At 71.0% G+C, this 14577-nt stretch carries 15 protein-coding genes; 3 read left to right on the top strand and 12 right to left on the bottom strand.

Annotation, left to right across the window (positions count from 1 at the left end; genetic code table 11):
* Positions 1-57: 57 nt before the first annotated feature.
* The 9 genes from JGS39_RS25385 to JGS39_RS25345 form a co-directional block, all read right to left on the bottom strand.
* A complete protein-coding gene (locus JGS39_RS25385; RefSeq protein ID WP_219571806.1) occupies positions 58-1590 on the bottom strand; it encodes a glycoside hydrolase family 10 protein in 1533 nt (510 codons plus the stop codon).
* Between the two features lie 725 nt (positions 1591-2315).
* Entirely contained in the window at positions 2316-2714 is a 399-nt protein-coding gene (locus JGS39_RS25380) for a cupredoxin domain-containing protein (protein WP_219571804.1), read from the bottom strand.
* Positions 2715-2717: 3 nt separating this feature from the next.
* On the bottom strand, positions 2718-3248 hold the full coding sequence (locus JGS39_RS25375; protein ID WP_219571802.1) for a COG4315 family predicted lipoprotein: 531 nt from the start codon (positions 3246-3248) through the stop codon (positions 2718-2720).
* A gap of 149 nt (positions 3249-3397) precedes the next feature.
* Complete coding sequence (locus JGS39_RS25370; RefSeq protein ID WP_148015273.1) at positions 3398-3556, bottom strand: hypothetical protein; 159 nt, start codon at positions 3554-3556, stop codon at positions 3398-3400.
* Positions 3557-3613: 57 nt separating this feature from the next.
* On the bottom strand, positions 3614-4564 hold the full coding sequence (locus tag JGS39_RS25365; RefSeq protein WP_219571800.1) for a cytochrome c oxidase assembly protein: 951 nt from the start codon (positions 4562-4564) through the stop codon (positions 3614-3616).
* A 119-nt stretch (positions 4565-4683) separates the two neighbouring features.
* The gene (locus JGS39_RS25360) at positions 4684-5709 is read right to left on the bottom strand and encodes a 6-phosphofructokinase (RefSeq protein ID WP_219571799.1); all 1026 of its coding nucleotides are present in this window, start codon (positions 5707-5709) and stop codon (positions 4684-4686) included.
* 143 nt (positions 5710-5852) lie between these two features.
* Positions 5853-6581: a type 1 glutamine amidotransferase gene (locus JGS39_RS25355; protein ID WP_219571797.1), complete on the bottom strand. Its 729-nt coding sequence runs from the start codon at positions 6579-6581 to the stop codon at positions 5853-5855.
* 34 nt (positions 6582-6615) lie between these two features.
* Complete coding sequence (locus JGS39_RS25350; protein WP_148015277.1) at positions 6616-7854, bottom strand: Mur ligase family protein; 1239 nt, start codon at positions 7852-7854, stop codon at positions 6616-6618.
* A 314-nt stretch (positions 7855-8168) separates the two neighbouring features.
* Positions 8169-8429 (bottom strand): helix-turn-helix domain-containing protein, encoded by a 261-nt coding sequence (locus JGS39_RS25345; protein WP_219571795.1) that lies wholly within the window; start codon positions 8427-8429, stop codon positions 8169-8171.
* A gap of 126 nt (positions 8430-8555) precedes the next feature.
* On the opposite strand from JGS39_RS25345, the gene def reads away from it, so the two are divergent.
* A complete protein-coding gene (gene def, locus JGS39_RS25340) occupies positions 8556-9101 on the top strand; it encodes a peptide deformylase (RefSeq protein WP_219571793.1) in 546 nt (181 codons plus the stop codon).
* Between the two features lie 12 nt (positions 9102-9113).
* Here the strand turns inward: def and JGS39_RS25335 are convergent, their stop codons facing one another.
* On the bottom strand, positions 9114-9764 hold the full coding sequence (locus tag JGS39_RS25335; RefSeq protein WP_219571791.1) for a TetR/AcrR family transcriptional regulator: 651 nt from the start codon (positions 9762-9764) through the stop codon (positions 9114-9116).
* Positions 9765-9935: 171 nt separating this feature from the next.
* Here JGS39_RS25335 and JGS39_RS25330 point away from each other — a divergent pair, with 171 nt between their 5' ends.
* Positions 9936-11165: an acyl-CoA dehydrogenase family protein gene (locus JGS39_RS25330; RefSeq protein WP_219571789.1), complete on the top strand. Its 1230-nt coding sequence runs from the start codon at positions 9936-9938 to the stop codon at positions 11163-11165.
* 82 nt (positions 11166-11247) lie between these two features.
* On the opposite strand, the gene JGS39_RS25325 is transcribed toward JGS39_RS25330, so the two are convergent.
* Together JGS39_RS25325 and JGS39_RS25320 are read right to left on the bottom strand one after the other, a co-directional pair.
* Positions 11248-11736 carry a glutathione peroxidase gene (locus tag JGS39_RS25325; RefSeq protein ID WP_219571787.1) on the bottom strand — a complete coding sequence of 163 codons (489 nt, stop codon included), beginning with the start codon at positions 11734-11736 and terminating at the stop codon, positions 11248-11250.
* A 35-nt stretch (positions 11737-11771) separates the two neighbouring features.
* A complete protein-coding gene (locus tag JGS39_RS25320) occupies positions 11772-12776 on the bottom strand; it encodes an Lrp/AsnC family transcriptional regulator (RefSeq protein ID WP_219571786.1) in 1005 nt (334 codons plus the stop codon).
* 151 nt (positions 12777-12927) lie between these two features.
* On the opposite strand from JGS39_RS25320, the gene JGS39_RS25315 reads away from it, so the two are divergent.
* Entirely contained in the window at positions 12928-14487 is a 1560-nt protein-coding gene (locus tag JGS39_RS25315; protein ID WP_219571784.1) for an amidase, read from the top strand.
* Positions 14488-14577 lie beyond the last annotated feature (90 nt).

Raw genomic sequence — 14577 nt, 5'->3', positions numbered from 1 at the left:
GGGTGATGCTGCGGGGAGCGGAAGGCGGTGGGTGGGAGCGGCCGGCGTGGCCGACGGTCAGGGCTCGATGCCCCAGACCAGCTCGCCGCCGACGTACACGGCGATCCTGTCGGCGTCGGCGTACGAGGTACCGGATCCGTGGCTGTAGTCGTCCGACTCGTCGAAGTTCGACCAGTCCGTCTTGCTGAGCCGCAGCTGGATCTCTCCGGTGGTGGCGCCCGGTGCCAGACTGCCGCCCGTGAAGCCGACTTCGAGGTAGTGGTCGGCGCCGGCCTTCGGGGTGCTCGCGGCGGCGACGCGGTGGGTCACTGTGGAGCAGCCGATCGGGGACCAGTCGCACCAAGTGCCGTACGTGGAGGCCCCGTTGTCGGAAGTGAACCAGTAACGGACCGTCACGTCCGACAGGTCGGCCGCCGTGTCGCCGGTGTTCACGAGTTGGAGGCCCGGCTTGATCTGGTTGTCGCCCGAGGAGGAGTCGCTGCTGCGGTACTGGGCCTTGAGCGCGCCGGGTTCGCCACCCTCGCCGCCGTCGTCGCCGCCCAGTGCGGTGCGCACGGCGGAGTAGGCGGGCTTCGGCAGCAGGTTCTCGTCGTACAGGTTGGCCGCGCCCTGGCCCGGGAACGTGCTCGGGACCCAGGAGTACTTGTCCGTGTAGTCCCAGACCGTGATGCCGACGCAGCGTTCGACCGCCAGGCAGGCTTCGGTCACCTGTCGGTAGTACGAGGACTGCGTGGCCGTCTTGGCACTGTCGGCGGGCAGCTGCATGCGCACGTCGAGTTCGGTGACGGCCACGTCGAGCCCGAGGTCGGCGAACCGCTGCATGTTCGCCTGCATCTGGTAGGGGAAGCCGTACTGGACGGCCAGATGCGCCTGCATGCCGACCCCGTCGAGCGGCACACCCTCGGCGAGCAGCTCGCTCACCAGGGCGTACATGGCGTCGCTCTTCGCCCCGAGCCCCTCGATGTTGTAGTCGTTGACGTACAGCTTGGCCTCGGGGTCCGCGGCATGGGCGGCGCGCAGGGCCTTGGCGATGTAGTCGCTGCCCATGGCGGTGTAGAAGGGACTGGTGCGGAAGGTCCCGTCCTCGTTGAACGGCTCGTTCACCACGTCCCACGCGGAGACCGCGCCGCGGTAGTGCGTCGCCTCCTCGGTGACGTGGTTCGTCATGGCGGCCTCGACCTGGGCCGGCGGCAGTGCGCCGACCCAGCCGGGCAGCTGACTGTGCCAGACGAGCGTGTGGCCGCGCACGGTCTGGCCGTGCTGCTGGGCGAAGTCGGTGATCACATCGCCCTTGGTGAAGTTGAACTGGCCCTGTGCCGGCTCGGTGGTGTCCCACTTCATGGAGTTGCCGGGGGTGATCTGGCCGAACTCCGAGCCCAGGACGGCCGCGTAGGCGGCATCGGGCAGCTCGGGGTTGTCGGTGGCGGAGCCGAAGTACTTGCCCTGGGCGGTGGCGAGTTCATGCAAGGTGGCCTGCTCGGCCGCGGTCGCCGGTCCGCCCGTCAGGGTGGTGACGAGGGCCAGGGCTCCGACCAGGAGGGTCGGGAGCCCTCCGGTTCGGCTGTGTCTACAGCGCTTCACCAAGCTCATGACAAAGGCCTTCCTCGGCCGGGTGGCGTGGGGTGTTACGGGGGGCGGCTGCGCCCCGTAACACCCCTTTCGCCGCCCGGTGTTGGGGGAGAAGGGAGGGGAGTGGAGTGTGCAAGTCTTGATTGTGGGAGCGCTCCCAAGGTGGCGTGGTGATAGGCACCTGTCAAGACTTAAATCACAACTGCCTTACGAGCGCGTTAACTCGGCCACACGTCGAACGGATGCCTCGGGTGGTGTGGCGGATGGCCCCGGGAGTCGCCTGTGGGGTTCGCCGGCGGGGCCGGTCCCGCTGCCGTGTGAACGCTCTGCCGGGCGCGGGGGCGAGGGTGTGTGCGGGGCGGGCGTGGCGTGTTCGCGAATGCGTGCGCGCGGTCGTCGAGGGTGTCGTGGGCGCCGCTCACGTCGCGCACGTTCGGTGATGGCCGGGCAGGCTCGTGTATCCGCGTACCGGCCTCCGGCGGCCCGGTGTTCCCGCTGTGCGTCGTTCGCGTGCCGACCGCGGAATCCGCTGGGCAGCCGTGTGAGGGGGCGGCGGGCCCATGCCTCCGCGCCGGGGTCCGTGCCGGTCGCCCACCCGCACCGCGAGTAGTGCAACCGTGTACCAATCTTGTCGGAGAGTGACGAACAGGCTGCCCCGGGAGTGCCTTGGTTGCGGCGACCGGGGGACCCGCGCGGCGTACGCGAAGGTGTAGGCGGTCGGTCGCCGGGCGCCGCGGAGAGCCTTCTCAGCGCACCGTGAGCGAGCCGTTCATCGTCGGGTGGATGGTGCAGATGTATGGATATGAGCCCGGCCGGGCCGGAGCGTCGAAGGTGACCTTTTGCCCCGACTTCACCTGGCCGGTGTCGAAGGCCCCGTCACCGGTCGCCGTCACGGTATGCGTTGCCGCATCCTTGTTGATCACGGTGACCTTCGTACCCGGGGCGACGGTCAGGGCGGCCGGATGGAACGCGAAGTCCTTGATCGTGATCAAGGCGCCGCCCGCCGGTCGCGAGGCGCTGGGCGGCGTGGGGGAGGCGGAGGACGAGGAGCCGCCACCGCCGCCGGAGCAGCCGGCCAGGGCGGTGGCGCAGGCAACCGAGACCGCCACGGCGACGCGCGCCCTCGCGGGAAGCAGTGCGAGCACGGCTCAGTACCCTCCGTTGTTCGAGGAGGAGGGCGAGGGCGGGGCCTTTGTGATCTTGTTCCCGGTGGCGTCGAGGACGTACCAGGCCGCGCCGAATCCGTTCGATCCCTGCCCGTTCGTGTCGCCGGCGCTCGTGTCGCCCGCGTAGCGGTACAGCGGGTGACCGTTGTAGGTGATCTCCTTGCGGCCGTCGTCACGCGTCGTCGTGCCGAGCAGCGAGGACTGCACCCCCTTGCCGGCGACCGGCTTCGCTGTGGCGGTCAGGGGCGGCCAGGCCGTTGCGCAGTCACCGTTGCACGTCGACTTCGAGGAGGTGTCCGCCTCCCAGAGGTAAAGGGTCCGCCCGCCGCCGTCCACCAGGATGGTGCCCAGGGGGTTCGACGCGGTCGCCACGGTCCCGGACGCCGCCGCGCCGGTCGCGGACGGCGTGGCCGAAGCCGATCCGCCGCCCCCGCCGTCGTTCGAACATCCGCCGAGCACGGCGGCCAGCAGGCTCACCGTCGCGGCCGCGGCCGCTCCTGCGCCAAACCTCATCACGAACTCCTCGGACCCGGCCGCCGTCTCGGCGGCATCGTGGCCCGAACAGTAGGCGCGCGCCCGTCCGGCCCGGACAGGCGCGCGGAGCGAGACGCGAGCCGGCACCGTCCGGGTGTACGGATCCGGCCGCCCCTGCCCCGTCCGGCTCAGGTCTCGCGGGTGGCGACCATTCCCATCGTGATCAGCCCCAGCACCACCCAGCCGAACCAGAGCCATCCATTGCTCCCCAGCGCCACCGTGTACGCGGTGACTGCCACCAGGGCACCTACGGTGAGCACTCCCATTGCCTTCGTGGATCCGGACATGCGCGCACCCTCCTCGAGGCTGTGGATGCCATCGTCACCCCGAAGGCCCCTCCACCGCTACTGTCCGCGCGCCTGCAAGGAGGCGAGATAGGCGTTGTACGCCTGGAGCTCCTGGTCGCCGTCCCGGTCCGCGGCACGGTCCGAGCGCTTGGCCGTCCGCTGTTCCGAGCGGTACCACTGGAAGACCAGGGCCACCAGGACCAGCACCGAGGGGATCTCGCTGAACGCCCAGGCGATGCCGCCCGCCGCGTTCTGGTCGGACAGGGCGTCGATGCCGAGCGAGGCCGGCGGGTTCTCGTAGACCTTCACCATCGGCTCGCTCGCCATCATCAGCGCGATACCGAAGAAGGCGTGGAACGGCATCCCGGCGAACAGCTCCAGCATCCTCATCAGGTAGCCCGGGCGGTGCGGCCCGGGGTCGATGCCCATGATCGGCCAGAAGAAGACCAGGCCGACCGCCAGGAAGTGCACCATCATCGCGAGGTGCCCGGCCGTCGAACCCATCAGGAAGTCGAAGAGCGGGGTGAAGTACAGGGCGTACAGGCTGGCGATGAAGAGCGGGATGGTGAACGCGGGATGCGTGATGATCTTCATGTAGCGGCTGTGCAGCAGCATCAGGAGCAGCTCGCGGGGCCCCTTCCTGCCACGCCCCGCCACCGGCAGGGCACGCAGTGCGAGGGTCACGGGCGCGCCGAGCAGCAGCAGGATCGGCGACAGCATGCTGATCACCATGTGCTGCACCATGTGCACGCTGAACATGACCATGCCGTAGTCGTTGAGCCGGGTGCACATCACCAGCGCGATGGTCAGCACACCGACGACGAAGAAGACGGTCCGGCTGACCGGCCAGCCGTCCCCGCGTCTGCGCAGCCGCAGCACCGCGTACACGTACAGGACCACTGCGAGGACGCAGCCGATCAGGAAGAACGGGTCCGCGGAGAACTGGAGCCCGCGTCCCAGCGTGAACGGCGGCAGATCCATGTTCATGCCGTGCCCGCTGTGATCCATCTGTTCACTCCCGATGGGAACGTCGGGACGTCCCTGTTTCGTGCCGGTTGTCCCGACCAGAGTAGAACCGCCCCCGGCCTCAACTGCGGCCGGGGGCGGTTCTCAGACGGTGGTGTGTCTCAGAGCACGCACTCGGCCTCGGAGTAGCGCTCGGCGGGGACCGTCTTCAGGGTCTCCACGGCGTCCGCGAGGGGCACCATCGTGATGTCCGTGCCGCGCAGGGCCGTCATCATGCCGAACTCGCCGCGGTGCGCCGCCTCCACCGCGTGCCAGCCGAAGCGGGTCGCGAGGACGCGGTCGTACGCGGTCGGTGTGCCGCCGCGCTGCACGTGGCCGAGGATCACCGGGCGCGCCTCCTTGCCCAGGCGCTGCTCCAGCTCGATTGAGAGCTGCGTCGCCACACCGGCGAAGCGCTCGTGACCGTAGACGTCCTTGACGCCCGATTCGAACTCCATGGAGCCCTCACGCGGCTTCGCGCCCTCGGCGACCACGACGATCGCGAACTTCTTGCCGGCCGAGAAGCGCCGGCCGACCAGCTCGGTGAGCTCGTCGATGTCGAAGGGCCGCTCGGGAACGACGATGGCGTGCGCACCGGCCGCCATGCCGGAGTGCAGGGCGATCCAGCCGGTGTGGCGTCCCATGACCTCGACGATCATGACGCGCTGGTGGGACTCGGCGGTCGTCTTCAGCCGGTCGAGGGCCTCGGTCGCCACGCCGACAGCGGTGTCGAAACCGAAGGTCACGTCGGTGGACGCGATGTCGTTGTCGATCGTCTTCGGTACGCCGACGATCGGCAGCCCCGCCTCGGACAGCAGGTTGGCAGCCTTCAGCGTGCCCTCGCCGCCGATCGGGATGATCGCGTCGAGGCCGAGGTCCGCTACATGGCCCCTGGCAGTCTCGACACCGCCGCGCAGATGCGCGGGCTGGACCCGGGAGGAGCCGAGGATCGTGCCGCCGCGGGCGAGGATGCCGCCGACCGCGTCGAGGTCGAGCTTGCGGTAGTCGCACTCGAGGAGGCCCCGCCACCCGTCGTGGAAGCCGATGACCTCGTCGCCGTGGTCGACCACAGCGCGGTGGACGACGGAACGGATGACGGCATTGAGGCCGGGGCAGTCGCCGCCGGAGGTGAGCACACCAATTCGCATTGCCCGGGAAACCTTTGCAACGTGGGCCGACGACCGGACCACGTCGTCCGGTTGGATCCCCGCCACCCTACCGGCGCAGGGTGGCGGGACCGAACCGGGCGTCCGCCTGCTGGACTCCGCTCAGCTGAGCGAAATACCCCTCATCAGGCGGGCTGCGTAGCCGCGGCGATCCGCTCGGCGCGCAGCGCCTCGTACCAGCGGTCGTCGGTGGGCGGCAGCGCGTTCACGTCGAGGGCCAGCTTCAGCAGCAGATCCGCGATGAGCGGGTTGCGCGCCATCACGGGCCCGTGCATGTACGTGCCGAAGACGGTGTCGTTGTACGCGCCCTCGGTCCCGTCGCCCGTGCCGTTGCCGCGGCCGAACCGCACCTGGGCGAACGGGCGTGCCGTCGGCCCGAGATGGGTGACGCCCTGGTGGTTCTCGAAGCCGGTCAGCGGCGGCAGCCCGAGGCGCGGGTCGATGTCCCCGAGCACGTCGCCGACGCACCGGGCCCCCTCGCCGCGGGTGGAGACCACGTCGAGCAGCCCGAGACCCTGCTCGCGCTCACCGAGGTCGTTGACGAACTCGTGGCCGAGGATCTGGTAGCCCGCACAGACCGAGAAGATGATCGCGCCGTTGGACGCGGCCCGGCTGAGGCCGCCGTCGCGGCGCAGCCGCTCCGCCGCGAGCCGCTGAGGCCGGTCCTCACCGCCGCCGATCAGATAGATGTCCCCGGACGTGGGGACCGGCTGGTCGCTGCGCACGTCGACGCGCGACACGTCGAGGCCGCGCTGACGGGCCCGGCGCTCCACGACGAGGGCGTTGCCCTGGTCGCCGTAGGTGCTCAGCAGGTCCGGGTAGACCCACACCAGCCGCAGGCTGTTGTTGCTCATGCTTCGTCCTCTCCTGAGGGGCCCGGGGCCGGGGTCAGTTGCCGACACGACGGCGCAGATCCTGGAAGGCGGTGTAGTTGGCGATGACCTCGATGCGTCCGGGCGGTGCCTGCTGGACTGCCTCGTCGAGGTTCTCGCACACCCGGAAGTCGAGACCGGCCACTTCGAGGCGGACCGCGAGGTCCAGCTTCCGGTCGCCGAGCACGAAGATCGGGTGGCCCGCGAGCTGGGTGTAGTCCACGTCCCACAGCCACGAGGTGTCCGTACCGTCCGCGCCGCGGGCGTTCACGGAAAGGATCACCGGGGTGGGCGGCGGGTCGATCAGGGAGAACGTCTCCAGCCAGCCCGCCGGGTTCTTCGCCAGCAGGAGCCGGAGCTCGCGGCCGAGGAAGGTGACCACGTCGTAGCGGCCCGCGACGGCCTGCACCTGGTACATCCGCTCCAGGGCGACCTGCGGCGGCACCCCGAACACGGCGGCCACGGCGGCCGAGCTGGTGGCGTTGGCCTTGTTGGCGCGGCCGGGCAGCTGGAGATGGATCGGCCACGCCGATCCGTGCGGGTCGAGCACGTAGTCACCGTGCAGGACCCAGCTGGGCGGCGGGCGGCGGAAGCCGCACTCGCCGCAGAACCAGTCGTCGCCGGGGCGCTGCATGACGCCGCCGCAGGACGGGCAGGACCAGGCGTCGTCCTTCCACGCCTGGCCGGCCGCGACCCACACCACGTTGGGTGAGGAGGAGGCCGCCCAGACGATCAGCGGGTCGTCGGCGTTGGCCACGATCACGGCCTTCGAGCCGGACAGTCCCTCCCGCCACTTCTCGGCCAGCATCCGGGTCTCAGCGGCCCGGTCCAACTGGTCGCGCGAGAGGTTGAGCAGCGCGATCACCTTGGGCGTCGTGTCGCGGGCGACGCCGGCGAGGTACTTCTCGTCGACCTCGATCACGCCGTACTGCGCGTCCGAGCCGCCGGCCAGGGCCGAGGTGATGCCCGCGGGCATGTTGGCGCCCAGCGCGTTCGACACGACCGGGCCCGCGGCCCGCAGTGCCTCGGCGATCAGCCGGGTCGTGGTCGTCTTGCCGTTCGTCGCCGACACGAGGATCACGTCCAGGTGCTGCGCCAGCCGCCCCAGCAGGTCGGGGTCGAGCTTGAGCGCCACCCGGCCGCCGATCACCGATCCGCTGCCTCGCCCGGCCGCTCGCGACACCGCCGCAGCGGCCTTGCCCGCCGTCACGGCCAGCTTGGCCCGCGGCGACAACGGCTCCGTGTTGCCTGCCATCGTCCTAGATCCTCCTTGCATCGGTCCGCGCCCAGCCTATCGATGTCCGGCGCGGCGGAGGCACGGCGGCACCGTCCCGACAGTGGAACGAGACACGCGCGAACTAACACCACTTCATCTGTCTGGCAAACATACAGGTCAGGGCGGTTGTACGGGATCAGGAGCAGCGTCACCTCGTCATTTCACGCCGAGGACCCCCCGAGGCCGGGGCCCGAGGGGGCCTCGGTACGCCGCCTCGTGGCGTCGGCCCGTCACGTTTCCGCCATGTCGGAGATACGACACGGGGCAAGGCTGTGCCTGGTGCGACTGCGACGTCATCGCCGGCATGCGCGCTCGCGACGGTCCGCGAGCTCGACGCCCAGGGCGACGGCCGGAGGCGCGGCCGCATAGCGTTGCCCGTCGGCCGCCCGGAGGACCAGCCCGCGTTCGGTCAGGGTGCGCAGCGCGGCGCCGGTGCGCTGCTCCGGCAGGCCGACCGCACCGGCCGGCTCTTCGTAGCCGGGCGAAGGCAGCGCTGTCAGCGTCTGGTACACCGTGTCGTCGTCCGCCGTGAGGCCGAGATCCTGAAGGCTCATCGCGGCACCCGCCTCTGTTCTCCTCGTGCGCACCGGACCGTGCGGCCTGAAGTGTCGCAGGTCGCTGTGGCGGTGAGCCCGTCGCGGCCGGTAGGGGGCGTTGCCGCGGAACGTACGATGACCGTCATGCGAAACCGCCCCATCCCCGGCAGTTCCGGCCTCGTCCGGACCATGAGCCTGCTCGGCGACCCGGTGCTCCACGCCCCCTGCGAGCCGGTCACGGACTTCGGTCCGTCGCTCGCCCGGCTGATCGAGGACATGTTCGCCACGATGTACGAGGCGCAGGGTGTCGGCCTCGCCGCCAACCAGGTCGGTGTGCCGCTCCGGGTGTTCGTCTTCGACTGCCCCGACGACGAGGACGTCCGTCATCTCGGACACGTGGTCAACCCCACGCTCGTCGAGGCCGACGGCATCACCGTGCGCGGCTCCGAGGGCTGCCTGTCGCTCCCGGGCATCGAGGCCGGAACCCCGCGCTTCGACCAGGCCGTGGTCGAGGGTGTGACGGCCGACGGGGAGCCGGTGCGGATCAGCGGGACGGGTTTCTTCGCCCGTTGCCTCCAGCACGAGTGCGACCATCTCGACGGGGCCGTCTACACGGACCGGCTGACCGGGCTGCGCAAGGCACGCGCGCTGCGCGCGGCCCGCCGGGCGCCCTGGGGGCGCACCGGCTGAGGGCCGCCGGGGTCAGAACCCGGGACCGCCGGGGCGGTCGCCCGCCGCGGCCAGCCTGCCCCAGAGCAGATCGGCCAGACTCCGCACCAACTGCTCGCGCGAGCAGGGGCGTTCCCCCAGCCACCAGTCGCCCGCCGCGTGCATCATGCCGACGATGCCGTGGCCCCAGATCCGGGCCATCTCCTGGCTGTCGGGGCCGAGGTCCACCCGCTCCGCGATGACCGTCGCGAGTTCCTCGCCGAGCCGGCGCAGCAGTGGGGCGGAGTGCCGCCCCACGTCGAAGCCCTGCTCGGAGGAGGGCGCCGCGTCGTCGGACGGGTGCATCAGGAAGCGGTAGACCTGAGGGCGGGCCTCGATCGCCGCGAGGTAGGTGTCGAGCGTCGCCTCGACGCGGGCGCGGCGGTCGGCGGGGGCGTCGAGCGCGGCCCGCAGGGCGCTCAGCAGCGCGTCGGTGTGCCGCTTGGCGAGGGCGCGGTAGAGGCCGCCCTTGTCGCCGAAGTGCCGGTAGAGGATGGGCTTGGTGATGCCGGCCTCTGCCGCGATGGCGTTCATCGAGGCCCCGGGGCCGTCCCTGAGCACCACGCGGTCGGCGGCCTCGAGCAGCTCGCGGCGGCGGCGTTCGGCCGCGGACCGCTGGCGCTCGGCCTGTCGTGTGGTCTCCATGTCGTTTCTCCCACCCCTGACCGTGCATGTCCGTCCTGCCTGCGCAACGTAACACCCTGCCCAGCGCTGTGTGGATCGCCGCCTGAGCGGTTGACAGAGGCTACTTGTCGGTAACAGACTGTGGTTACCGCAAGTAACGATCTGTTTTGACGGCAGTACGTGGAGGGGAACATGGCCGAGTTCACGCTCGATCTCAACGACGACCAGAAGCAGGTCCGTGACTGGCTTCACGGCTTCGCCGCGGATGTGATCCGTCCGGCAGCTTCGGAGTGGGACGAACGTGAGGAAACGCCCTGGCCCGTCATCCAGGAGGCCGCCAAGGTAGGAATCTACTCCCTCGACTTCTACGCGCAGCAGTTCTTCGACCCGACGGGCCTCGGCATCCCGATGGCGATGGAGGAGCTTTTCTGGGGCGACGCGGGCATCGCCCTGTCGATCGTCGGTACGGGCCTGGCGGCCGTCGGCGTCCTCGCCAACGGGACCGAGGAGCAGATCGGCACCTGGATCCCGCAGATGTACGGCGACGCGAACGATGTGAAGGTCGCCGCCTTCTGCTCCTCCGAGCCCGACGCCGGCTCCGACGTCGGCTCGATGCGTACGCGTGCCGTGTACGACCAGGCCAAGGACGAATGGGTGCTCAACGGCACCAAGACCTGGGCGACCAACGGCGGCATCGCCAACGTCCACGTCGTGGTCGCGGTCGTCGACGCCGAGCTCGGCTCCAAGGGGCACGCCTCCTTCATCGTGCCGCCGGACACCGCCGGCCTCTCGCAGGGCCAGAAGTTCAAGAAGCACGGCATCCGCGCCTCGCACACCGCCGAGGTCGTCCTGGAGGACGTGCGCGTCCCGGGCCACTGCCTGCTCGGCGGCAAGGAGAAGCTGGACCAGCGCCTCGCCCGGGCCCGCGAGCGTGCGGCCTCCGGCGGCGGTGAGCGCGTGAAGAACGCCGCGATGGCCACGTTCGAGGCGTCCCGCCCGGCCGTCGGCGCGATGGCCGTCGGCACCGCCCGTGCCGCGTACGAGGTCGCGCTGGACTACGCGAAGACCCGGACCCAGTTCGGCCGCCCGATCATCGACAACCAGGGCATCGCCTTCCAGCTCGCCGACATGCGTACGCAGATCGACGCGGCGCGCCTGCTGGTCTGGCGTGCCTCGTGGATGGCGGCCACCGGCAAGCAGTTCGAGTCGGCCGAGGGTTCCATGTCCAAGCTGTACGCGAGCGAGACCGCCAAGAAGGTCACCGCTCAGGCGATCCAGATCCTCGGCGGCAACGGGTTCACCCGTGAGTACCCGGTGGAGCGCATGCACCGGGACGCCGCGATCTACACGATCTTCGAGGGAACGAGCGAGATCCAGCGCCTGGTGATCGCCCGCACGCTGTCCGGTATGCCCATCCGCTGATGCTCCGCGTGGGCCCCGGCGCCCCGGCCCCCGTCCCTGTCCGCGCGACAGGAACGGGGGCCGGGGCGTGCCGGCCCGGCGCTCAGGCGGGGAGCTGCGCCTCGATGGCCGCGACGACCTCGGGGGCCTCGGGCTCCGTGCGGGGGCGGATCCGGGCGACCGGCTCGCCCGCGGGGGAGATGAGGAACTTCTCGAAGTTCCACTGGATGTCACCGGCCTCACCGTCCGCGTCCGCGAGCTGGGTGAGTTCCACGTAGAGCGGGTGCCGGCCGGCGCCGTTGACGTCGGTCTTCGCCAGCAGCGGGAAGCTCACCCCGTACGTCGTCGAGCAGAACGTCTGGATCTCCTCCGAACTCCCGGGCTCCTGGCCGCCGAACTGGTTGCACGGCACGCCGAGCACGGTGAAGCCCCGGTCCCCGTACTCCTTCTGGAGCCGTTCGAGGCCGGCGTACTGCGGGGTCAGCCCGCACTTGGAGGCGACGTTCACCAGCAGGACCGCCTGGCCGCTGTAGGCGCCCAGCGTGGTCGGCTCGCCGGTCAGGGTGTGGAGCGGGATGTCGTGCAGCGTCATGGATGTCTCCTCGTCGGTGTCTTCCACGGCAATTGTCACTCCCAGAGGTTCATCGGCACGAACCCGACCGCCCGGCCGTCCGGATCCAGCAGCCGGCCCATCAGTTTCACCGCGCGCAGCGCGACCGCGCGGTCGGCGATCCGCAGATGCGGGAGGGCCGCGGCGAGCCGTACCTCCAGGGCCTGCGCGTCCACCAGCGACGAGACCCAGACGGTGGCGATGAGATTCTGCGGACCGGCCAGTCCCAGGCATTGCCTGATCTCCGGAAGCTTGGCCAACTCCCGTGCGGTGGAGTCCAGATGCTCGGCGGCCACGGTGCCGAAGAAGGTCACCGCGACAGGCGAGCCGGACAGGGAGCGGGCCAGGTCGCAGCGGATCACCAGACGGCCCGCCTCCAGCAGCCGGTTCAGCCGGCGGCTCGCTGTGTTCACCGAGATGCCGAGCGCTTCGGCGAGCTCGCTGAGGGACATGCGCCCGTTCTCGCCCATCGCGGTGACCAGTTCGGCGTACTCGGGAAGGTGCTGCGCGTCGCCCAGTGCCGACCGGCGGGAGGCGGCCAGTACCTCCTGCTGGGAGCGGCTCAGGCTCGTCAGCCGCCACACGCTGCCTTCCGTGTAGCTGCGGGTGACCAGATGCGCCCGCGTCGCGGTGATGCCCGCGATCGTGCCGAGCCGGTCCACGATGTAGCCCGAGAGCGCGCCGAAGCTGGTGGCCATCGCGGTGATCAGCAGATCGCGCCCGCCCGCCGCGTGCTCCACGGTCACCGCGTGCGGGTCCGCCGACAGGAGCTCCGCGACCGCCCCGGCCTGCCCCGGCGCGCAGTCGATCTCGATCAGCGCGCCGGCACCCGAGCCGCCGTACGGGTACGCCGTCACCCAGGCGTGGCCCGCCGCCCGCAGCCTCTCCCAGCGCCGCGCCACGGTCGCGGCGTCGATGTCCAGCGCCTTCGCCAGCTCGGTCCAGGTCGCCCTCGGATTGATCTGCAGGGCGTTGACCAGGGCCAGATCCAGCTCGCTCAGTGAGGGCAGAGTTTCAGTCATCGAGAGTCCGAACCGGGGGATGGAATGGGAAGGAACTGCATTTGATCATTGACCATGACAGATATCAGCAATCTCGGGGCGTTTCTTGAACGGAGATTAGCATCGCCGTACTCCATCAGATCCAGCCACTTCCCGACTTCGGAGGCGCCGCGTGCAGCAGCCTTTCGCCACCCTCGCCGACGCCGCGTCAGCCCTGCGGTCGGGCGCCGTCGGCAGCGCGGAACTCGTCGCCGCCGCCCTCGCCGACGCCGAGGTGCTCGATCCGCTGCTCGGTGTGTACGTGACCCGCTTCCCGGAACAGGCGCTGGCCGCAGCCCGTGCGGCGGACTCCCTGCCCGCCGCCCGACGCGGTCCACTGCACGGGCTGCCCCTCGCGGTGAAGGACAACCTCGCCACCGTCGAGGGCCCGGCCACCGTGCAGAGCCCGGCCCATGACCCGCACTGGTGGCGCGGCCTCGACGCGCCGGCCGTCGCCCGGCTGCGCGGCGCCGGGGCCGTCGTCCTCGGCAAGACCACCATGGCCGAGTACGCCATGGGCCGCCCCGATCCCTCCCACTCCTTCCCGGTGCCCCGCAACCCCTGGGATCCCGAGCGCTGGACCGGCGGATCGAGTACGGGCAATGGCGCCGGCGTCGCCTCCGGGCTCTTCCTCGGCGCCCTCGGCAGCGACACCTCCGGGAGCGTCCGGCTGCCCGCCGCACTCTGCGGCACCACCGGCCTCAAGACGACCTTCGGGCTGCTGCCCGTCGACGGCTGCGTCCCGCTCAGCCCCTCGCAGGACGTCCTCGGCCCCATGGCCGTCACCGCACGCGACTGCGGACTCCTCCTCGACGCGCTGACCGGCTCGCCGAGGCCCGCCCCCGTGGCGGACGCCGGGGTGCGCGGACTGCGTATCGGTGTCCCGTACGGGCTGCTCGACACGCCGGGCATCACGGCGGCGTGCCGCGACGCGTTCCAGGAGGCCCTGTGCACGCTGCGTGAACTCGGCGCTGAGGTAAGGGAGTTCGACCTCCCGGAGTTCGGTGGCCTGCTCGCGGTCAACGCCGTGACCATGCTCGCCGAAGCCTTCGCCGTGCACGGAGAGCGGCTCGCCGCCGACTGGGACGGGCACGGCCGGAGCTTCCGCCGTCTGGCCGCCGCGGGCGGGCTTCTCCCCGCTCACCTCTACCTCCGCGCCCAGTACACCCGCGAACGGCTCACCGCCGGGTTGCTGGAGCGGATGAACGGACCCGGCGGCGTCGATGTGATAGCCACCCCGACCTGGCCGGCCCCCGCGCGGCCCTACGCGCAGGAGGCCGCACCCGGCGAGGAACTCAACCTCACCGCCGTCTGGAACCCCACCGGATTCCCCGCCCTCGCGATGCCCATGGGCGCCGGCCCGGCCGGACTGCCCCTCTCCCTCCAACTGGCCGGCCGGCCCCGCAGCGAGCACACCCTGATCGCCGCGGGCGAGGCCTACCAGTCCGCCACCACCTGGCATCTGCGCCGGGCCACGCCCGACCCCCGGCGACAGCCCACACCGCTCCAGGACCCGGAAACCGGACCGGTCCCCGCGTCACCCGCACCGTCCGCCGCCACCCCCGACGACGGATCCATCGACGCCGGAGCACTGCTCGCCGGCATCGGTATCACCGCGGGCCCGGCCGATCTGGCCGTCGTACGGGCCGTGGCCCGGTCACTCCTCATCGCCGGCCGGCAGCCCACCGCCTGACGCCGGCCGGCCCCGGGCGCACCGATCCCAGGCGCGCCGCCCCGAAGCCCCCCCCGTCCCGCCACCATCTGCCGCGCCCGTGCGCGCGGC

This window comes from Streptomyces poriferorum, assembly GCF_019399235.1.
Lineage (GTDB): Bacteria > Actinomycetota > Actinomycetes > Streptomycetales > Streptomycetaceae > Streptomyces > Streptomyces poriferorum.
The sequence above is the reverse complement of the archived record's forward strand: the minus strand, read 5'-3'. Positions and strand labels throughout refer to the sequence as shown.